Annotated in this window: 15 protein-coding genes; 9 read left to right on the top strand and 6 right to left on the bottom strand. The window is 71.8% G+C overall.

The window, feature by feature from the left end:
• Positions 1-31: 31 nt before the first annotated feature.
• On the bottom strand, positions 32-1,981 hold the full coding sequence (locus tag DDJ31_RS06220) for an APC family permease (RefSeq protein ID WP_127181291.1): 1,950 nt from the start codon (positions 1,979-1,981) through the stop codon (positions 32-34).
• Between the two features lie 355 nt (positions 1,982-2,336).
• Here DDJ31_RS06220 and DDJ31_RS06215 point away from each other — a divergent pair, with 355 nt between their 5' ends.
• The 5 genes from DDJ31_RS06215 (at position 2,337) to DDJ31_RS06195 (ending at position 8,796) form a co-directional block, all read left to right on the top strand.
• A complete protein-coding gene (locus DDJ31_RS06215; RefSeq protein ID WP_127181292.1) occupies positions 2,337-4,169 on the top strand; it encodes an APC family permease in 1,833 nt (610 codons plus the stop codon).
• Positions 4,170-4,503: 334 nt separating this feature from the next.
• Positions 4,504-5,799 (top strand): extracellular solute-binding protein, encoded by a 1,296-nt coding sequence (locus tag DDJ31_RS06210; protein WP_127182925.1) that lies wholly within the window; start codon positions 4,504-4,506, stop codon positions 5,797-5,799.
• 6 nt (positions 5,800-5,805) lie between these two features.
• Positions 5,806-6,804 (top strand): carbohydrate ABC transporter permease, encoded by a 999-nt coding sequence (locus DDJ31_RS06205; protein WP_127181293.1) that lies wholly within the window; start codon positions 5,806-5,808, stop codon positions 6,802-6,804.
• A 62-nt stretch (positions 6,805-6,866) separates the two neighbouring features.
• On the top strand, positions 6,867-7,631 hold the full coding sequence (locus DDJ31_RS06200; RefSeq protein WP_240678457.1) for a carbohydrate ABC transporter permease: 765 nt from the start codon (positions 6,867-6,869) through the stop codon (positions 7,629-7,631).
• A gap of 55 nt (positions 7,632-7,686) precedes the next feature.
• Positions 7,687-8,796: an endo-1,4-beta-xylanase gene (locus tag DDJ31_RS06195; protein WP_127181295.1), complete on the top strand. Its 1,110-nt coding sequence runs from the start codon at positions 7,687-7,689 to the stop codon at positions 8,794-8,796.
• A gap of 159 nt (positions 8,797-8,955) precedes the next feature.
• Here the strand turns inward: DDJ31_RS06195 and DDJ31_RS06190 are convergent, their stop codons facing one another.
• From DDJ31_RS06190 to DDJ31_RS06180, 3 genes are all read right to left on the bottom strand, one after another.
• Positions 8,956-10,011 carry a LacI family DNA-binding transcriptional regulator gene (locus tag DDJ31_RS06190; RefSeq protein WP_127181296.1) on the bottom strand — a complete coding sequence of 352 codons (1,056 nt, stop codon included), beginning with the start codon at positions 10,009-10,011 and terminating at the stop codon, positions 8,956-8,958.
• Positions 10,012-10,258: 247 nt separating this feature from the next.
• The gene (locus DDJ31_RS06185) at positions 10,259-10,465 is read right to left on the bottom strand and encodes a DUF5999 family protein (RefSeq protein WP_127181297.1); all 207 of its coding nucleotides are present in this window, start codon (positions 10,463-10,465) and stop codon (positions 10,259-10,261) included.
• A gap of 405 nt (positions 10,466-10,870) precedes the next feature.
• Complete coding sequence (locus DDJ31_RS06180; RefSeq protein WP_127181298.1) at positions 10,871-11,455, bottom strand: hypothetical protein; 585 nt, start codon at positions 11,453-11,455, stop codon at positions 10,871-10,873.
• A 554-nt stretch (positions 11,456-12,009) separates the two neighbouring features.
• Here DDJ31_RS06180 and DDJ31_RS06175 point away from each other — a divergent pair.
• Positions 12,010-13,527 (top strand): glutamate-cysteine ligase family protein, encoded by a 1,518-nt coding sequence (locus tag DDJ31_RS06175; protein WP_127181299.1) that lies wholly within the window; start codon positions 12,010-12,012, stop codon positions 13,525-13,527.
• A 303-nt stretch (positions 13,528-13,830) separates the two neighbouring features.
• The gene (locus DDJ31_RS06170; RefSeq protein ID WP_127181300.1) at positions 13,831-14,631 is read left to right on the top strand and encodes a CPBP family intramembrane glutamic endopeptidase; all 801 of its coding nucleotides are present in this window, start codon (positions 13,831-13,833) and stop codon (positions 14,629-14,631) included.
• On the opposite strand, the gene DDJ31_RS06165 is transcribed toward DDJ31_RS06170, so the two are convergent.
• Entirely contained in the window at positions 14,586-15,467 is an 882-nt protein-coding gene (locus DDJ31_RS06165) for a PhzF family phenazine biosynthesis protein (RefSeq protein ID WP_127181301.1), read from the bottom strand. The genes DDJ31_RS06170 and DDJ31_RS06165 overlap by 46 nt on opposite strands.
• Before the next feature lie 185 nt (positions 15,468-15,652).
• On the opposite strand from DDJ31_RS06165, the gene DDJ31_RS06160 reads away from it, so the two are divergent.
• Together DDJ31_RS06160 and DDJ31_RS06155 are read left to right on the top strand one after the other, a co-directional pair.
• Complete coding sequence (locus DDJ31_RS06160) at positions 15,653-16,438, top strand: cyclase family protein (RefSeq protein ID WP_127181302.1); 786 nt, start codon at positions 15,653-15,655, stop codon at positions 16,436-16,438.
• A complete protein-coding gene (locus tag DDJ31_RS06155; RefSeq protein ID WP_127181303.1) occupies positions 16,435-18,075 on the top strand; it encodes a thiamine pyrophosphate-binding protein in 1,641 nt (546 codons plus the stop codon). The genes DDJ31_RS06160 and DDJ31_RS06155 overlap by 4 nt, the downstream gene beginning before the upstream one ends.
• A 302-nt stretch (positions 18,076-18,377) precedes the next feature.
• On the opposite strand, the gene argG is transcribed toward DDJ31_RS06155, so the two are convergent.
• Positions 18,378-19,823, bottom strand: coding sequence for an argininosuccinate synthase (gene argG / locus DDJ31_RS06150; protein ID WP_127181304.1), 1,446 nt, complete (start codon positions 19,821-19,823; stop codon positions 18,378-18,380).
• Positions 19,824-19,834: the final 11 nt, after the last annotated feature.

Raw genomic sequence — 19,834 nt, 5'->3', positions numbered from 1 at the left:
ATCACGATAGAGCCGCGGCCGGCCGGCCGGGTCAGCCGGTGTGCACGCGCGGGCGCAGCGCCCGGTCGGGTTCCGCCTCGCGCAGCACCTCGCGGGTGACCGGGGCGACCTCGCCCTGGCCGAAGAGGAAGAAGCGCAGGAAGTTGGCGAACGGGTTGCCCTCGGTCCACTCGAAGTAGATGTGCGGGGTGCGGCCGGTCGCGTCGCGCACGTGCAGCAGGAAGGCGGCCAGCGCGTTGGAGATCGACGACGACTCCAGGGTGAGCACCCGGTAGCGGTCGTGCAGGACCTCGCCGCGCACGGCGAGCACCGACTCGAACTCGGACGGGTCGACGACGGTCACCTCCACGAACACGAAGTCCTCGCCGGGGATGTCGTGGTCGTTGCGGATCTGCTCCAGCTTCTCCCGGTACTCGGCCTTGTCCCGCTGGTCGGGCTCGTTGGCGATGAACCGGATCTTCCGGCTGGCCATGTCCCGGATGAAACGTTCCGCCAATGGGTCGAGCGTCACGCTCGTCACGCGCAGCTCGAAGGCGCGGGCCAGCCGGGAGAGCAGCGAGACGAGGATGATGCCCGCGATGAAGCAGGCGCCGATCTTCACGCCGTCGGGGCGCTCGATGACGTTCACGACCGTCGTGTAGAGGAAGACCGTCGCGATCACCGCGAAGCCGATGGTCCAGTCGCGCTGTCCGGCCTTGCGGGCGGCGATCGTCACCGCGATCGACGCGGAGCTGATCAGCACCAGCACGCCGGTGGCGTAGGCGCCGCCCTGGGCGTCGACGTTCGCGTCGAAGATCCAGGTGACCAGGAAGGCCACCAGGGTGAAGACGATGACCATCGGGCGCACCGCACGCGCCCAGTGCGGGGCCATGCCGTAGCGCGGCAGGTAGCGCGGCATCAGGTTGAGCAGCCCGGCCATCGCGGAGGCGCCCGCGAACCAGAGGATGGCGATCGTGGAGATGTCGTAGACCGTGCCGAAGGCGCCGCCCAGATAGCTGTGGGCCAGATACGCCAGCGCGCGTCCGTTGGCGTCGCCGCCGGGCTGGAACTCCTTCGCCGGGATCAGCAGCGTGGTGATGAAACTGGTCGTGATCAGGAACACGCTCATGATCAGGGCGGCCGTGGTGAGCAGCTTCTTGGCGTCCCTGATCCGGCCGGTGGGCCGTTCCTCGGTGTCGTCCGGGTCGCCCTTGACGTGCGGCATCACGGCCACGCCGGTCTCGAACCCGGAGAGGCCGAGGGCGAGTTTGGGGAAGACGATCAGGGCCACGCCGACCATGGCGAGGACATCGCCGTGCTCGGCGGTGAGGGCGGTGGCCCAGTCCGTGACCACGTGTTCGGCGGTCACCACGTGCCAGATGCCGACGGACACGACGACGACGTTCAGCGTGAGGTAGAGGCCCACCAGCGCGGTCGCGACGCCGACCGCCTCGAGGAACCCCTTGAGGAACACCGCCCCGAGCAGCGCCACCAGGACCAGGGTGATGATCATCTGTTGGTCGTGCAGGGCGTTGTTCAGGTGCGGGTTCTCGACCAGGTGGGTCGAGGCGTCGGCCGCCGACAGGGTGATGGTGATCAGGAAGTCGGTGGCGGCGAACCCCAGCATCGTCAGGACGAACAGCTTGCCCTTCCAGAACGACAGCAGCCGCTCCAGCATCGCGATCGACCCGGCCCCGTGCGGGCTCTCCTGGGCCACCCGCCGGTAGACCGGCAGCGCGCCCGCCAGGGTGACCAGGACCAGCACGATCGTCGCGATCGGCGACAGCAGCCCGGCCGCGAGCGCCGCGATGCCCGGCTGGTAGCCGAGGGTCGAGAAGTAGTCGACGCCCGTCAGGCACATCACCCGGTACCAGGCCTGCCCCCGGTGGGCCGGCTCGGCCGCCGCCGCGGCCCGGTCCCCCTTGCTGTTGATCTCGGACAGCCCCTGGAGCATCCAGGCGCGCAGGCGACCGCCCGCGGGCTGCTGCTCGGTGGGGCCCATCGGCGTGCTCCTGGTACGAGGCTCGGCGTGCGGGTCGGGCCAGCACGCGGACGGCGCCACCAGCGTAAGCAGAGCGTGACGCCGGGGCCCGCCGGTGCGTCCGGGCTGATGCCGGGCTTCCGTCAAGAGCCCGCAGGTCGGCGCGGCCGGGAGCGGAGAGCGGCGGACGACGGCATCCCCCGCCGGTTGGACCGGGCGGGGGAACGACGGCCTCCGGACACGGAACGTCAGGGGGTGCGACGGTGACGGAGGCGGGCGCCGGGACGGTCACCCGTGCGGGTCACCCGTAGCGCGTCCGGCTGCGGGGCGGCGGAGACTGGGGGTCATCGTCCGCACCCCTTCCGGTGAGGTCCCCTTGGTGTACGGCCTGGCACGGCGTCAGCTGCGACCCAAGGTGCCGCTGCGGCCCGGTGAGGGCGACAAGCAGCGCCTGACCAGCCTGGAGGGCCTGTCCGCGCTCTCCCTCGACGCGCTCAGCTCGGTCGCCTACGGCCCCGAGGCCATCGTCGTCGTGCTGGTCGTCGCCGGCACCGGGGCGCTCACGGCCACCCTGCCGATCACCCTCGCCATCACCTTCCTGCTGGCCGTGCTGGTGATCTCGTACGGGCAGGTCATCGCCGTCCACCCGGACGGCGGCGGCGCCTACGCCGTGGCCCGCAAGGACCTCGGCCCCAGGTTCAGCCTGCTGGCCGCCGCCTCCCTCGTCGTCGACTACGTCCTCACCGTCGCCGTCAGCCTCGCGGCCGGCGCCGACGCGCTGGCCTCCGCCTTCCCCGCCGTCGCCGGCGAGAAGCTGCTCATCTGCCTGCTGGGCCTGGCGTTGCTGACGGTGGTGAACCTGTGGGGCGTCGCGGAGAGCGCCCGGGTGCTGATGCTGCCGACGCTGGTGTTCGTCGTGGCCATCTTCGGGGTGATCGTCGTCGGCCTGTTCCGCTCCCACCCGGCGGCCGTCGTCGGCACCTACCAGCCCGTGCACGTCGAGCAGACGCTCGGGGTGCTGCTGATCCTGAAGGCGTTCTCCTCCGGGTGCTCCGCGCTGACCGGCGTCGAGGCCATCGCCAACGCCGTGCCCAGCTTCCGCACCCCGAGGATCCGCCGCGCCCAGGTCACCGAACTGATGCTGGGCGCCCTGCTGGGCGTCATGCTGATCGGCCTGGCCGTGCTGATCCGCCGCGACCATGTGGTGCCGCGCGGTGACGTGACCGTCCTCGCGCAGCTCACCGCGGGCGCCTACGGGGACGGCTGGGCGTACTACGTCACCAACCTCTCCGTCACCCTGGTCCTGCTGCTCGCGGCCAACACCAGCTTCGGCGGGCTGCCGGTGCTGATGAGCCTGCTCGCCCGCGACCACCGGCTGCCGCACCTGTTCGGGCTGCGGGCCGAGCGGCCCGTCTACCGGTACGGCGTGGTGGTGCTCGCGCTGCTGGCCGCGCTGCTGCTGCTCGCGTCCGACGCGGACACCTTCCGGCTGATCCCGCTGTTCGCCATCGGCGTCTTCACCGGCTTCACCCTCAGCCAGACCGGCCTGGTCAGGCACTGGGCGGGCGAGCGTCCGGCCGGCTGGAGACGGCGCGCGGTGATCAACGGCACCGGCGCGGTCCTCACCAGCGTGGCCGGTGTCATCCTGCTCACCACCAAGTTCCTCGAAGGCGCCTGGGTGGTGGTGATCGCGGTGCCGCTGCTGATGCTGCTGTTCGCGCGCATCCAGCGCTACTACACCGACGTCGGCGCCGAGTTGCAGCTCGGCCGGGTCCCCGATCCGCCCGACCGGCGTGCCGGGAGCCTGGTGATCGTGCCGGTCGGCGAGGTCAGCAGGCTCACCCGGCTCGCGGTCGGCGCCGCGCTGGCGCTGGGCGACGAGGTGGTCGCCGTCGCCGTGCACGGCGATCCGCGCAAGTCCCAGGCGCTGCACCAGGCGTGGGACGCGTGGAACCCGGGGGTGCGGCTCGACATCGTCGACAGCCCGCACCACTCGCTGGTCCAGCCGATCGTGGACTACGTGCAGCGGGCGGTCGACGAGAACGCCACCGAGGGCGGGCGGCAGATCGCCGTGCTCATCCCCGAGGTCGAGCCCCGGCACCGCCGCTACGAGATCCTCCAGAACCAGCGCGGGCTGCTCCTCGCCACCGTGCTGCGGGCCCGCACCGATGTCGTGGTGTGTCTGGTGCCCTTCCGGCTGAAGGTCTGAGCGGCCACCCGCCCGGACGGGGGCAGCGGACGGCGGCGCCGGCCGCCGGGGTGTCGGCGCGTCCTGCCCGCTCCCGCGGTCCGGTGGAATCGCTTCGTAAGGTTCGATGACGTGGGCGAATGTTTCGCCATCGTGTCTCTGTGAGCCTCTCCGTGTGCCTCTGCCTGGGCAGGGCGCGGGTGGTGGCCACAGATTGACCGTGCGCAAAGGGTTGCCACCGTTTGGGAGCTGTCTCTAGGGTGCGGCATCAACGCATCTTTCCGGATGATCTCCGAAACTTTCGGTCTCAAGGGGCGGTCGTGGACGCGGCCTCCCGTACCCCAAGGAGCGCATGATGGGCGACCGGGAACTGTCCCGCCGCGGCTTCCTCGCGACCTCCGCCGCGGCCGGGCTCGGCATGACGGCACTGAGCGGCTGCGGAGGGGACTCGGACGGGGACTCCTCGTCGGGCACCACCACGATCGAGTGGTGGAACATCTCCACGACCCAGCCCACCAAGAGCGTATGGGCCGCGCTCGCCAAGAAGTTCGAGGCCCAGAACCCGCACGTGAAGCTCAAGATCGTGCAGTTGGAGAACGACGCCTACAAGTCGAAGATGACGGCGCTCACCGCCTCGGGCAAGCTCCCTGACGTCTTCCACACCTGGGGCGGCGGCGTCCTGCGGCAACAGGTCGACGCCGGACTCGTCGAGAACCTCTCCGACCGCACCAAGCCGTGGTCCGAGGGCCTGTTGCCGGTCGCCAAGGAGCCCTACCTGCTCGACAAGAAGGTGTACGGCATCCCGTTCGACATCGGCATGGTCGGCTTCTGGTACAACAAGGCGCTCTTCCAGCGGGCCGGCGTCAGCGAGCCGCCCACCACCTGGGCCCAATTCCTCGAAACTGTCAGCAAGTTGAAGGCCGCGAAGATCACGCCGATCGCCCTCGCCGGCAAGGAGAAGTGGCCCGGCATGTACTACTGGGCGTACCTCGCGATGCGCACCGCCGGGATCGACGCCCTCCAGAAGGCCAGCGACACCAAGGACTTCAGCGACCCCGGCATCGTGCGGGCCGGCGCCCACCTGAAGGAACTGGTCGCACTCCAGCCGTTCCAGAAGGGGTTCCTCGGCGCCGCCTACTCCGCGCCGACCGGCCAGGCCGCCACCGTCGGCAACGGCAAGGCCGCGATGGAACTCATGGGCCAGTGGGCGCCGGTGGTCGAGGCGGACGCGGGCAAGGGCCTCGGCTCCGACCTGGGCTTCTTCCCGTTCCCCGCGGTCGAGGGCGGCAAGGGCTCGATCACCGAGGTGTTCGGCGGCGGCGGAGCGCACGCCCTGCGCCGCGGCGCCCCGCAGGCCGCCGTCGACTTCCTGAAGTTCTTCGCGTCCGAGGCCAGCGACCTCGAACTGGTCAAGAAGACCGGCGTCCTGCCCGTCGTACCGGCCGCCGAGAAGGGGCTCAGCGACCCCAACACCAAGGCCGTGCAGGCCCAGTTGAAGGCCGCCACCGGCTTCCAGCTCTACCTCGACCAGGCCTACGCGCCCGCCGTGGGACAGGAGGTCAACGACAGCGTGGCCGCCCTCATCGCCGGCTCCAAGTCCCCCGAGCAGGTGGCGCAGTCGATCACGAAGACCGCGAAGACGGAGCAGTAACCGGCGATGACCTCCACCTTCCTCCCGGACGGCCGGACGGGTCCCGACCTCGCGCCGCCGCCCCCCGCCGCCGACCAGGCGCGGGGGCGCAGGCGGCGGCGCACCCTGAACCTGCTCACCGCGGTCGGCTTCCAACTCCCCGCCCTGGTGCTCTTCATCGGCCTGGTCCTGCTCCCCATGCTGTTCGCGCTGTACGCCTCCGTCTTCCGCTGGGGCGGCTTCGGCATGCCGACGGACTACACCGGAGCCGACAACTTCACCCGCCTCTTCCAGGACCCCGTCTTCCTCGGCGACCTGTGGCGCTGCCTGCTCCTGGTGCTGCTGTCCCTCGCGCTGCAACTGCCGTTCGCGCTCGCCATGGCCGTCCTCCTCAACCAGCGGCTGCGCGGCCGTGCCGTCTACCGGATGCTGTTCTTCGCGCCCTACGTGCTCTCCGAGGCCATCACCGGCGTGCTGTTCAGCATGGTCTTCGCGCCGGACGACGGACTCGCCGACCACGTCCTGGGCGCGATCGGCCTGGCCGGACTCGGCGGGGAGTGGTTCGCCGACCCCTCGACCGTCATGGCGACCCTCTTCCTCGTCATGACGTGGAAGTACTTCGGCTTCCACATGATGCTCTACCTGGCCGGACTCCAGTCCATCCCGGCCGAGTTGACCGAGGCCGCGCTGATCGACGGCGCGGGACCCTGGCAGCGCTTTCGCAACGTCACCCTGCCGCTGCTCGCCCCCACCCTGCGCATCAGCGTCTTCCTGTCGGTGATCGGCTCCGTCCAACTCTTCGACCTGGTCTGGGTGGTCACCCAGGGCGGACCCGACCACCACTCGGAGACGCTCGCCGTGACGATGTTCCAGTACGGCTTCAAGCGCTACCAGGTCGGCTACGCCAGCGCGATCAGCGTCGTCATGTTCGGCATCTGCCTCGTCTTCTCCCTTGCCTACCAGCGGTTCGTGCTCCGCCGCGACCTCGAAGGGGCCACCACCACGATGCGCGGAGGCGGCGCGTGAACACCCGTAGGAACACCAGGAACCTGCCGTTGCACCTCGTGCTCGTCGTGGTCGGCGCCGTGATGGCCGTACCGCTGCTCTACGCGGTCCTCTCCGGCTTCAAGTCCACCGACCAGCTCTCCCGCAACCCCGTCGGACTGCCCGCGCCCTGGAACCCCGGCAACTACACCGGGATCCTCGGCTCGGGGGACTTCTGGCGGCTGGTCGGCAACAGCACGCTGATCGCGGTGGCGACGACCGTGCTCGTGGTCGCGCTCTCCGCGCTCGCCGCGTTCTCCTTCGCCCGCTTCGCCTTCCGGGGCCGGGAGGTGCTGTTCACCGTCTTCACCATGGGGCTGATGTTCCCCTTCGCGGTCGCCGCGCTGCCGCTGTTCCTGCTGCTGCGCTCCCTCGGCCTGCTGGACAACCCGCTGGGGGTGATCCTGCCGCAGGCCGCGTTCGGACTGCCGATGACCATCATCATCCTGCGCGCCTTCTTCCGGCAGATCCCCGGCGAACTCGAGGAGGCCGCCACCCTCGACGGCTGCGGCCCCTTCGGCTTCTTCTGGCGGGTGCTGCTGCCGATGGCCCGGCCTGCCCTCGGCACGGTGTCGGTGCTCGCGATCGTCACCAGCTGGAACAACTTCTTCCTGCCGCTGCTGGTGTTCACCGACAACACCTGGTGGACCCTGCCGATCGGCGTCCAGCAGTTCCAGGGCCAGTACTCGGCGGACTACGCGCGCGTCTTCGCCTACCTCGTCCTCGCCATGGTCCCGGCCCTGGCCTTCTACAGCGTCGCCGAACGCCAGTTGGTCGGCGGCCTCACCGCGGGCGCCACGAAGGGATGACAGACGCCCGGGGACGTACGGCTCACCCACACCCCGCACCGTGAGGAGTCGCACCATGCGCAGGACCCGTCCACGACTGATCGGCGCGCTCGCCACCGCGCTGCTCGCCACCGGCGTCGGCGCCGGCCCGCCCGCGCAGGCGAACTCCGCGCCCGCCGCGACCACTTCGGCGCAGACGGCACCGGCGCCCGCGAAGAAACAGCCGACCCTCGCCGAACTGGCCCGGCGCCAGGGCCGGTACTTCGGCAGCGCCACCGACAACCCCGAACTCACCGACACCGCCTACACCGCGCTGCTGGGCCGCGAGTTCGACATGATCACCCCGGGCAACGGGATGAAGTGGTACGCCACCGAACCCCGGCAGGGCGTCTTCGACTGGACGAACGGCGACGAGATCGTCGGCCTCGCCCGCGCGCACCACCAGCGGGTCAGAGCCCACACCCTGGTCTGGCACTCGCAGTTGCCCGACTGGCTCACCGGCCGCGACTGGACACCGGACGAGCTGCGCGCGGTGCTGAAGAAGCACATCCTCGCCGAGGTGGGGCACTACCGCGGCAAGGTCTACTCCTGGGACGTCGTCAACGAGGCGTTCAACGAGGACGGCAGCTACCGGGACACCCTCTGGTACCGCACCCTCGGCCCCGGATACATCGCGGACGCGCTGCGCTGGGCCCATCAGGCCGACCCGCGCGCCAAGTTGTACCTCAACGACTACAACATCGACGGCGTGGGGGCCAAGAGCGACGCCTACTACCGGCTGGCCAAGGACCTCTTGGCGCGGGGTGTGCCGCTCGACGGCATCGGCCTCCAGGCCCATCTGGCGCTCCAGTACGGGTATCCGGCCACCCTGGAGGACAACCTCCGCCGGTTCTCCGGGCTCGGCCTCGACACCGCGCTCACCGAGGTCGACGTCCGGATGCAACTTCCCGCCGACGCAGCGAAGTTGGCCACCCAGGCGCAGTGGTACCGGGAACTGACGGCGGCCTGCCTCGCGGTGCGGCGGTGCGTGGGCGTCACCGTCTGGGACTACACCGACAAGTACTCGTGGATCCCCGCGGTCTTCCCCGGGGAGGGCGCCGCGCTGCCCTGGGACGAACAGCTGCGGCCCAAGCCCGCCTACGCCGCGATCCGGCAGGCACTCGGCGGCGGGCAGCCGCTCTCCTGACGCCCCGGCCCGCGCATGAGGGGAGCGTGCCGGGGAGGGCCCGGCCCGGTGGTGAGGCCGCACCGCCGGGCCGGGTGCAGCAGTTCGCCGTCCCCGCCGGGTCCGTGAGACCGCTCCGCGCGGCCCGGCGGGAACGGCATGCCCGCCGGGCTCGCCAGGTCACTCCGGGCGGGTCCGCGGGGGCGCGGTGCTGGCGCGGACGACGAGTTCCGTGCCCAGTTCCACCCGCGCGGAGTCGGGGCGCTCGTCCCGGGTCAGCCGCAGCACCGTGCGGACCGCCAACTTGCCCATGTCCGCGAGAGGTTGGCGGACGGTGGTGAGCGGCGGCGCCGACCAGCGGACTTCCGGAAGGTCGTCGAAACCCACCACGCTCATGTCCTCGGGCACCCGCAGGCCGCGCCGGCGCAGCGCCTCGATCGCGCCCAGGGCCATCTGGTCGCTGGCCGCGAACACCGCCGTCGGCGGCCGCTCCAGGTCGAGCAGGGTGTCGCAGCCCCGGAACCCCGACTCCGGGCGGAAGTCGCCGGGGACGACGAGAGCGTCGTCGACCGGGACGCCCGCGCCCTCCAGGGCCGCGCGGTAGCCGTCGTACCTGGCCCGGGAGCAGAGCAGCCGGGGCGGTCCCGCGATCAGGCCGATCCGGCGGTGGCCGAGGCCCAGCAGATGGTCGGTGGCGGCCATCCCGCCCGCCCAGTTGGCCGCGCCGATGGTCGGGACGTCCAGGGCGGGGGAGCCCGCCGGGTCGACGACGACCAGCGGGACGCCGAGGGCGCGCAACTCCTCGTGCAGCAGCGGATCGAGCGCCGAGGTGACCAGGACGACGCCGTCCGAGGCGCGGGCCCTGAGGTTGCGCATCCACTCGCGGGCGTCGCCCGAGCGCCCGTGGATCGCCGAGACCACCGTGCCCACCCCGGCCGCGTGCGCGACCTCCTCCACGCCCCGGATGATCTCCACGGCCCAGGGGCTGTCGAGGTCGTTGAAGACCAGGTCGAGCAGGGCGGCCCTGGTGCCGTTCGACGCGGGGCGCTTGCGGTAGCCGTGGCGCAGCAGCAGGTCCTCGACGCGGGCCCGGGTCGCGGGGGAGACGTCCGACCTGCCGTTGACCACCCGGGACACGGTCGGCACCGACACCCCGGCCTCCCGGGCGATCTCCGTGATGGTGACCCTGCCCCGGGCGTCGGCGCCCCCCTCGGCGCCTGCCTCGTGTGCTGTCACTTCCGCCACCTCCGTCGACGGTTCCGGCGGGCGCCCGGTGTCGGGTGCGGCGGCGGAACTTCCAGCCTTCTTCCGGAATTCTTCCGGAAGGCCGAGGGCCCGGGGACGGCGGCCCCGGTGGTGACGGCGGCCGTGCGGGGGACTACGGGGAGTGAGCGGGGCCCGACATGCTTCGGGGCCGGCTCGCGTAGTCCTCGCGACCGGCCCCGCCAGATCCTCGGGCGGCTCTCGCGCCGCCCGGCGCCGCTCAGGCGGCGGTCATCACGTGTCCCGTGCCCACCGGGCGGTGCGGGTTGATGACGCTGCCGTCGGGCAGCAGTTCACCGGTGTCCTCGAAGAGGAGGACGCCGTTGCACAGCAGGCTCCACCCCTGCTCCGGGTGGTGGGCCAGGAGCCGCGCGGACTCCCGGTCGGCGGAGGCTGCTGAGGGGCACGCTGGTTTGTGCTGGCACATGGGTGGGATCTTTCGCTCTGTCGTCGTGTGGGCGATGGCTGTTGCGTCTTTCCCGCGGCTCGAAGCTTCGTTCATGGCCGCCCCCCGTGGTGATGTGTCGGTGTGAACCCAGTGTTGCCCTACGGACGTCGTTCCGCAGGGATTTCGCGGCACCACTTCTCACAGGTTCATGACGCATCACCCGGGCGGACGGTTCAGTGCCGGGGCCCTGTCCCTTTGGATGGTTCTCGCTGGTCGGATAGGGCTAGTCCGTCCAGGTCAACGCCACAGAAAAAGGGCTCGTACGAGCAATTGCTTGCTCGTACGAGCGTTGCGGGTGCGAGATTTGGGGCGGCTCGGGGCTGTCTCTCAGGGCGGCTCAGGGCTGTCTTTCGCGGCGGCTCGGTGATCTGTGCCGGGCGGCTCTCAGGCGGGCGAGCCCAACAGGGGTGCGGGGGTGGCCCGGTGGGCCAGGACCGGCAGCAACTCGGCGGCCCGGTGCGGACGGTGGGGCGCGATCCCGGGCGGGGCCGGCGCCAGCGGGACGAGCAGGTCGGTGGCGGCGGGGTGGCCGGTGGTGCCGTCCGCCGCGCAGTCGCCGTGCAGCCACAGCGTGAGCATGTAGAGGCGCGGTATCGACAGCAGGCGCGGCTGGTAGGGCTGTTGGAGCGCCTCGGCCTGGCGCAGCGCGAGTTCGGTGGAGGCGATGTAGGGGCCCTCGAAGAAGTGCGAGAAGGCGTAGCCGTCGGGGGTCAGCCTGGTCTCGGCCGCGGCCACGGAGCGCTCCCCGCAGCGGATCAGGAAGCGCCACCCCGCGAGCCGGGTGGCGGACGTGCCCGCCGGGGCCGTCTCGTCCAACACGTGGACGGGCAGCGGAAGTTCGGCTGCCAGGGGGCCCTGGGCGCGCAGCAGGGAGGGGGTGCGGGCCTCGTGGACGGCGGTCGGTGAGGCCAGTGCGGTGACGACGGTGCGGAGTGCGGGCGCGGGAGCCGGAGGGACGTGCAGCGGCATGGTGGGTCGCCTCTCATTCGACAGGCACGGTGGAGCGAGGGCGGGGGCGGACGGCGCTGTCTGCTCACGAGGTCAGAGGCTGGGGCCCACGGCCCGGGAACGAGGAGGGTGGGTGAGGCATGCCGCACGTCAACCTCGACGGCAGGTTCCAGTACCGGGAGCGCCTAACTCTCTGCCTTGCCGCGAAGTTTATACGACATATGTTCAGGTCAGGTTTCGGCTACCCGTTTCCGGCGTACCCGGCAAGGACGCATTCGGTCGGCGATGTGCGGGAAAAATCCCGATTCCGATCCGGCGCCAACGCGGTGACCTCGGGAAATCCCCGGACCGCGGTCGGCCCATTCTCGTCGGCGTTTTTCACGAGTTCGTGAGGTTCCGGAAACCGTGCCACCTTCATGCCTAGTGAATGTGCCGCCGGTCACATCTGGTCAGGGTAGCGGGTGCCGTGGCCGGCCGGGGACGTTATCGATCGGCTCGGCGGGGCATCATCCACCGTGACCCAGGACGCCGGGCGGCCGGATCTTTCGGACCGCCCTTGAAGGAGGGACCCCAATATGGGGGAGAAGGTCGTGGCAGGTCGGTTCGACCTGTCCGATCGGCAGCGCTACCGCGACAAGCTCCGGCGGTGTCTGTCGGGGCTGGAGCTGCTGCTGGAGCAGAAGCGGTTCGACCGGCCCAAGAACCTCATGGGTCTTGAGATCGAATTGAATCTCGCCGGGCCTGACGGGATGCCCAGAATGCTCAATGGGCAGGTCCTGGAGCGGATCGCGAGCCGGGATTTCCAAACAGAACTCGCCATGTTCAATCTGGAAGTGAACATTGCGCCACACCGGCTCGGCGGCCGGGTATTCGACCGCCTCGCGGAGGAACTCCGCACGTCACTGGCATATGCCCATCGAAAAGCGGGGGAAGTCGACGCGGGAATCGTGATGATCGGCATTCTGCCGACCCTCGACCGCGACGACCTGGTCTCCTCCAACCTCTCCGACGTCGACCGCTACACGCTGCTCAACGACCAGATCGTGGCCGCCCGCGGCGAGGACTTCCTCCTCGACATCGACGGCGTCGAGCGCCTCACCTGCACCTCGAAGTCCATCGTGCCCGAGGCGGCCTGCACCTCGGTGCAGCTGCATCTCCAGGTCACACCGGAGAAGTTCGCCGACGTCTGGAACGCCGCGCAGGCCGTCACCGCCGCGCAGATCGCCGTCGGCGCCAACTCGCCCTTCCTGTTCGGGCGCGAGCTGTGGCGGGAGTCGAGGCCGCCGCTGTTCCAGCAGTCCACCGACACCCGCCCGCCCGAACTCCAGGCGCAGGGCGTGCGTCCGCGCACCTGGTTCGGGGAGCGCTGGATCACCTCGGCCCACGACCTGTTCGAGGAGAACCTCCGCTACTTCCCCGCGCTCCTGCCGATCTGCGACGACGAGGAGCCGCTTGAGGTGGTCGAGGCGGGCGGCGTCCCGAGCCTCGCCGAACTCGTCCTGCACAACGGCACGGTGTACCGCTGGAACCGCCCGGTCTACGGCATCGCCGACGGCTCCCCGCACCTGCGCGTGGAGAACCGGGTGCTGCCGGCCGGGCCCACCGTCATGGACGTCGTCGCCAACGCGGCCTTCTACTACGGCCTGGTCCGCGCCCTCGCCGACGAGCCGCGGCCGGTGTGGACCCGGCTGCCGTTCGAGGCGGCCGAGGCCAACTTCGACGCCGCCTGCCGGCACGGCATCGACGCCCGCCTCGAATGGCCGCGGCGCGGCCGCTACGGCGGCACCGCCCAGGTCGACGCGGTCACCCTGGTACGGGACGAGCTGCTGCCGCTGGCCGAGACCGGGCTCGCCGCCTGGGGCGTCGAACGCGCCGACCGGGACCTGTACCTCGGGGTCATCGAGGAGCGCTGCCGACGCCGGGTCAACGGCGCGTCCTGGCAGGCGGCGACCTTCCACCGGGCGCTGGAGGCCGGGCTCAGCCGCGATGCCGCGCTGGCCGCCACCACCCGGTGGTACAGCCGCCTGAGCCACGAGGGCGAGCCCGTGCACACCTGGCCGGTCGGGCTCCCCGAGCCGGTCCCCGCGAGGTGAGCGCCACCGGCCGCCGCTCCGGGTGCCGGTCGAGGTGAGCGCCACCGGCCGCCGCCCCGGGTGCCGGTCGACGTGAGCGCCACCGGTCACCGCCCCGGCCGCCGGTCGTGGTGAGCGGCTTCGGTCACTGCCCCCCGGCCGGCCCCGGTCGGGGGGTCGCCGACGTCCGGCCGCCACTGATCGGGCAAGCTGTGACCTCCCATGACGGTGCCGCTCCTCCCCGCCGGACCAGGACTCGTACGGATCCGGGACCCCGGCGGGCGGTGGAGCGGACCGGGCCGGACTACTCAGCTGGAGGCAGGTGTGCAGGCAGAGGCGGGCGCGGTGGGCGATCCTCTTCCACCGGAGCGGCTCTCACGACGGTTCCTCCGTGACGAGACGCTGCTCGTCCTGGGGCTCTCGCTGGGCGCGAGCGGAGTCTCCGCCCTGATCAGCTTTGTCGGCTCGGTCACCAAGCCAGGAGGCCTCAAGGACCAGGCGGCGACGCTCAACGCGTCCGCCGCGCCTGGCCGCCCCTGGCTCGATCTCGCCTGGCAGCTGTTCGGGATCGCGAGCGCCCTGGTGCCGGTCGCGCTCGTCGCGCACCTCCTGCTGCGCGAGGGCGCCGGGCTGCGCGCCCTCGGCTTCGACCGCACCGAGCCGTGGTTCGACCTCGGACGCGGCGCGGGCGTCGCAGCCGTGATCGGCAGCACCGGCATCGCCTTCTACCTCGCCGCCCGCGGCCTCGGCTTCAACCTCACCGTGGTGCCGGAGGCGCTGCCCGACGTGTGGTGGAAGTACCCGGTGCTGATCCTGTCGGCGCTCCAGAACGCGATCCTCGAAGAGGTCATCGTCGTCGGCTATCTGCTGCGCAGACTCGGCCAGTTGGGGTGGACACCCGGCACCGCGCTGGTCGCCAGCTCCGTACTGCGCGGCTCCTACCACCTGTACCAGGGCATCGGCGGTTTCATCGGCAACCTGGTGATGGGCGTGGTCTTCGTCTACCTGTACCGGCGCTGGGGACGGGTGGGCCCCCTGGTGGTGGCCCACTCGCTGCTCGACATCGGGGCGTTCGTCGGCTACGCGCTGCTGGCGGGCAAGGTCGACTGGCTGCCCACCGCCTGATCCGGCCGGGCGTGCAGCTCACCGTCGATGACGGTGACCGCGCGTCCGCTCAACAGCGTCCGCTCACCGCGCAGTTCGGTGCCGACCCGGCCCGAACGCGGCGACGCCTGGAGCCCGGTGAGACGGGGGCGGCCGAGCCGCCCCGACCAGTACGGCGCGAGGGCGGTGTGGGCGCTGCCGGTGACCGGGTCCTCGGCGATGCCGACGTTAGGGAAGAAGCAGCGGGAGACGAAGTCGTAGCCGCGGGAGGGGTCTTCGGCCTCCGCGGTGGCGATGATGCCCCGGGCCGAGTGCGCGCCGAGCGCCCGGTGGCCGGGGGCGAGGGCGTGCACCGTCTTCTCGTCGTCGAGCACGACGAGCAGATCGCCGACGTTCGGACCGGTGTCGAAGGCCGCGAGGGGGCGGGCGCCCAGCGTCTCGGCGACGCCGTCGGGGACCTCGACCTCGGTGAGGGGCGCGGTCGGGAAGTCCAGGGTGAGCGAACCGTCCGCCTCGGGCGTCGCGACCAGCACCCCGCTGCGGGTGGCGAACCTGACCTGGCCCGGGTGGGCGCCCGTGGAGTGCAGGACGTGGGCGGTCGCGAGCGTCGCGTGCCCGCACAGGTTCACCTCGGTGGCGGGCGTGAACCAGCGCAGCGCCCAGTCGGCCCCGCCGCCCTCGGGCAGCCGGTGCGCGAACGCCGTCTCGGCGTGGTTCACCTCCGTCGCCACCCGCTGGAGCCAGCGGTCGTCGGGGAAGGCCCAGGTGCCGTCCGGGAGGGCGTCGAGGAGCAGCACCCCGGCCGGGTTGCCGGCGAACGGGCGGTCGGTGAAGGCGTCGACGATTCGGATGCGCATGACGCCGACGCTACGGGCCGGGCGAGCGGCCCACCAAGGCCAATTCGGGATGACTGGCCCGATCGGGCGACGGGCGGGCGCGCCGGGACGGCGTCGGCGACGCCGACCTCTGCCACCCTGAACGCACGGTCCGCGCCAACGCGGTCCGCGTGGTGGAGAGTTCAGCCCGAACCCGGGAGGCCGTCATGCCCCAGCCGTCCGTTCTCACCGCCCTGCTCGCCGGAGTGCGCGGTGGCGCGATCGAGGTCGTCGACCTCACCACGCCGCTGTCGTCGGCCACCCCGGTGATCCAGCTGCCGCCGCCGTTCGGACAGACCCAGCCGTTCGAACTGGAGGAGATCAGCCGCTACGACGACCGGGGCCCGGCCTGGTACTGGAACAACTTCCGCAGCGGCGAGCACACCGGCACCCACTTCGACGCACCGGTCCACTGGGCCACCGGCCGGGACCTCGCCGACATCGCGTCCGTGCCCGCGGCCAGGCTCGTCGCCCCCGCCGCCGTCCTCGACTTCTCCGACGAGGCGGCCGTCGACCCCGACTTCCTCGTGGAGATCGACCACATCAGGGCCTGGGAGGCCGCGCACGGCCCGCTGCCCGAAGGGGGCTGGCTGCTGCTGCGCACCGGTTGGGACGCCCGCGCCGACAGCGCCGAGGAGTTCCTGAACGCCGACGCGAAGGGCCCGCACACCCCCGGACTCTCCCCGGAGTGCGCCCGCTGGGTCGCCGAGGAGTCCCCGGTGATAGGCCTCGGCGTGGAGACGGTCGGCACGGACGCGGGCCGCGCCCACTCCTTCAACCCGGCGTTTCCCTGCCACTCCCACCTGCTGGGCAGCGGCAAGTACGGCCTCACCCAGCTCCGCAACCTGGGGGCGCTGCCGCCGACCGGCGCCGTGGTCTTCGCCGGGCCGCTGCCCATCGTCACCGGGTCGGGCGCTCCCGCGCGGGTGCTGGCCCTGGTGGAGCGGTCGTGAAGGTCGCCGAGGCCGTCGGGCGCGCGCTGGTCGCCGCCGGGGTCGGCCAGGTCTTCGGCGTGGTCGGTTCGGGCAACTTCCATGTCACCAACGCGATGGTCGCGGCCGGCGCGCGGTTCGTCGCCGCCCGGCACGAGGGCGGCGCCGCGACCATGGCCGACGCGTACGCCCGCGTCAGCGGTGCCCCGACCGCGCTCAGCGTCCACCAGGGCCCCGGCCTCACCAACGCCCTCACCGGCATCACCGAGGCCGCCAAGAGCCGGACACCGCTGCTCGTGCTGGCCGCGGAGGCGACCGGACCGCACTCCAACTTCCGTGTCGACCAAGCGGTGTTGGCGCACGCGGTCGGCGCGGTCGGCGCCCGCGTGACGACAGCCCGTGACGCGGTGGCCCAGGCGCTGGCCGCACTCGGTCGGGCCAGGCGGGACCGGCGCACGGTGGTGCTCAACCTCCCCTTGGAGGTGCAGGAGTTGGAGGTACCGGTCGGCGCGCCGACGACCGTCGGACCACCACCGGAACCGGCCGCCGTGGAACCCGCCGACCACCAAGTGGACGCTCTGGTGGCGGAGTTGCGGTCGGCGAGCCGCCCGGTGTTCATCGCGGGACGCGGCGCGCGGACTTCGGGCGCCAGGGACGCCCTCGTCGAACTCGCCGACCTGCACGGCGCGTTGCTGGCGACCTCGGCGGTCGCGCGCGGACTGTTCCAGGCGCACGCCTGGTCCCTCGACATCTCCGGCGGCTTCGCCTCCCCGCTCGCCGCCGAGCTGATCACCGGCGCCGACCTGGTCGTCGGCTGGGGCTGCGCCCTGAACATGTGGACCACCCGGCACGGCACGCTGATCGGCCCCGGCGCACGGGTCGTCCAGGTCGACGACGATCCCACGGCACTCGGCCGCCACCGGCCGATCGACCTCGGCGTCACCGGGGACGCCGAACGCACCGCGCGGCGGGCCGTCGAGGCGGACGGGCGGCGGCGGGCCGGCTACCGGACCCCGGCCGTCGCGGCGGACCTCGCCGCGCGCGGCCGGTGGCGTGACGTGCCGTACGAGGACGAGGGGACCGCGGAGCGGATCGACCCGCGCACCCTGAACCTCGCCCTGGACGACATCCTCCCGGCGGAGCGGGTGATCGGCGTCGACTCAGGGAACTTCATGGGCTGGCCGAGCACCTTCCTGTCGGTGCCCGACCAGGACGGGTTCTGCTTCACGCAGGCGTTCCAGTCGATCGGGCTCGGCCTCGCGACGGCGATCGGAGCGGCGCTGGCCAGACCGGACCGGCTGCCGGTGGCGGTGCTCGGCGACGGCGGCGCGCTGATGGGCGCGGCGGACCTCGACACCGTCCGCAGGCTGGGGCTGCCGATGGTGGTCGTGGTCCACAACGACGACGGGTACGGGGCGGAGGTGCACCACTTCGGACCTGACGGCTGCGCGCTGGACACCGTCACGTTCCCCGACACCGACATCGCCGCCGTGGCCAGGGGGTACGGCTTCGAGGCGGTGACGGTGCGGACGCGCGGCGACCTCGACGCCGTCGCGCAGTGGGTGGCGGGGGCGAGGACCGCGCCGCTGCTCATCGACGCGAAGGTGACGCGGGAGCGGGGGGCCTGGTGGCTGGAGGAGGCGTTCCGGGGGCACTGACGCGGCGCGGACGGGGGTGACGTCCGGTGTGACCGGGGGAGGGGAGAGGCGCGGGCCTGCGGTTTCCTTCCCCGTGGTGAGGGGAACGCCCGTGGTCCGCTCCTTTTCGACAAGCGGGCGGAGAGGGCCCACGGTCCGCTCCCCTCGACACGCGGCGGAGAGGGCCCACGGTCCGCTCCTGACGCCGGGTGACGAAAGGGCCGGCGCGACGGTGATGTCGTCGCGCCGGCCCTTCTCCGTGCCCGTGTCTGCGTTCGTGCCCGTGCCGGTGTCCTCGTCCTCGGGCGGTGCCTCGTCCGGGATCAGTCCGTGCCGGACTCCATCGCGGCGCGGTCCAGCAGGGCGTCCTCGTCGGAGGACTCGCCGCGGGAGGCGATGGCCTCGGCGCCGCCCTCCGGCATGCTGCCGATCAGGCCGGTCGCGGCGGCCTGCGCGGCGCCGATCGCCGGGCTGCCGGTGCCGATGAGGCCCATTCCGGCGTACTGCTCCAGCTTGGCGCGGGAGTCGGCGATGTCCAGGTTGCGCATGGTGAGCTGGCCGATCCGGTCCACCGGGCCGAACGCGGAGTCCTCGGTGCGCTCCATCGACAGCTTGTCCGGGTGGTAGCTGAACGCCGGACCGGTGGTGTCGAGGAGCGAGTAGTCCTCGCCGCGCCGCAGCCGCAGCGTCACCTCGCCGGTGACGGCCGCGCCGACCCAGCGCTGGAGGGACTCGCGGATCATCAGGGCCTGCGGGTCGAGCCAGCGGCCCTCGTACATCAGACGGCCGAGGCGCCGGCCCTCGTTGTGGTACTGGGCGAGGGTGTCCTCGTTGTGGATGGCGTTGACGAGGCGCTCGTACGCGGCGTGCAGCAGGGCCATGCCGGGGGCCTCGTAGATGCCGCGGCTCTTGGCCTCGATGATGCGGTTCTCGATCTGGTCGGACATGCCCAGGCCGTGCCGGCCGCCGATGGCGTTGGCCTCCATCACCAGGTCGACGGCGGTGGCGAACTCCTTGCCGTTGATCGTCACCGGGCGGCCCTGGTCGAAGCCGATCGAGACGTCCTCGGCGGCGATCTCGATCGTCGGGTCCCAGAACCGGACGCCCATGATGGGGTCGACGGTCTCGACGCCGGTGTCCAGGTGCTCCAGGGTCTTGGCCTCGTGGGTGGCGCCCCAGATGTTGGCGTCGGTGGAGTACGCCTTCTCCGTGCTGTCGCGGTAGGGCAGCCCGTGGGCCACCAGCCACTCGGACATCTCCTTGCGGCCGCCCAGCTCGGTCACGAAGTCCGCGTCGAGCCACGGCTTGTAGATCCGCAGGTGCGGGTTGGCGAGGAGGCCGTAGCGGTAGAACCGCTCGATGTCGTTGCCCTTGAACGTCGAGCCGTCGCCCCAGATCTGGACGTCGTCCTCCAGCATCGCCCTGACCAGGAGCGTGCCGGTGACGGCGCGGCCCAGCGGGGTGGTGTTGAAGTAGGCCCGCCCGCCCGAGCGGATGTGGAACGCGCCGCAGGTGAGCGCGGCCAGGCCCTCCTCGACCAGCGCGGCACGGCAGTCGACCAGGCGCGCGATCTCGGCGCCGTAGGTGTGCGCACGGCCGGGCACCGAGGCGATGTCGGGCTCGTCGTACTGGCCGATGTCGGCGGTGTAGGTGCACGGGACGGCGCCCTTGTCGCGCATCCACGCGACCGCGACGGAGGTGTCGAGGCCGCCCGAGAAGGCGATACCGACGCGCTCGCCGGTGGGCAGGGAGGTGAGGACCTTGGACATAGGAAGAGTAT

This window comes from Streptomyces griseoviridis (assembly GCF_005222485.1).
GTDB lineage: Bacteria > Actinomycetota > Actinomycetes > Streptomycetales > Streptomycetaceae > Streptomyces > Streptomyces hintoniae.
This window is presented reverse-complemented; position numbering and strand designations above follow the sequence as displayed.

What these genes read in the sequence shown, in the direction of transcription:
- DDJ31_RS06220 (WP_127181291.1), bottom strand. Translation starts at nt 1,981, where the DNA reads ATGGGCCCCACCGAGCAGCAGCCCGCGGGCGGTCGCCTGCGCGCCTGG.
- DDJ31_RS06210 (WP_127182925.1), top strand. Translation starts at nt 4,504, where the DNA reads ATGGGCGACCGGGAACTGTCCCGCCGCGGCTTCCTCGCGACCTCCGCC.
- DDJ31_RS06205 (WP_127181293.1), top strand. Translation starts at nt 5,806, where the DNA reads ATGACCTCCACCTTCCTCCCGGACGGCCGGACGGGTCCCGACCTCGCG.
- DDJ31_RS06200 (WP_240678457.1), top strand. Translation starts at nt 6,867, where the DNA reads ATGGCCGTACCGCTGCTCTACGCGGTCCTCTCCGGCTTCAAGTCCACC.
- DDJ31_RS06195 (WP_127181295.1), top strand. Translation starts at nt 7,687, where the DNA reads ATGCGCAGGACCCGTCCACGACTGATCGGCGCGCTCGCCACCGCGCTG.
- DDJ31_RS06185 (WP_127181297.1), bottom strand. Translation starts at nt 10,465, where the DNA reads ATGTGCCAGCACAAACCAGCGTGCCCCTCAGCAGCCTCCGCCGACCGG.
- DDJ31_RS06180 (WP_127181298.1), bottom strand. Translation starts at nt 11,455, where the DNA reads ATGCCGCTGCACGTCCCTCCGGCTCCCGCGCCCGCACTCCGCACCGTC.
- DDJ31_RS06175 (WP_127181299.1), top strand. Translation starts at nt 12,010, where the DNA reads ATGGGGGAGAAGGTCGTGGCAGGTCGGTTCGACCTGTCCGATCGGCAG.
- DDJ31_RS06165 (WP_127181301.1), bottom strand. Translation starts at nt 15,467, where the DNA reads ATGCGCATCCGAATCGTCGACGCCTTCACCGACCGCCCGTTCGCCGGC.
- DDJ31_RS06160 (WP_127181302.1), top strand. Translation starts at nt 15,653, where the DNA reads ATGCCCCAGCCGTCCGTTCTCACCGCCCTGCTCGCCGGAGTGCGCGGT.
- argG (WP_127181304.1), bottom strand. Translation starts at nt 19,823, where the DNA reads ATGTCCAAGGTCCTCACCTCCCTGCCCACCGGCGAGCGCGTCGGTATC.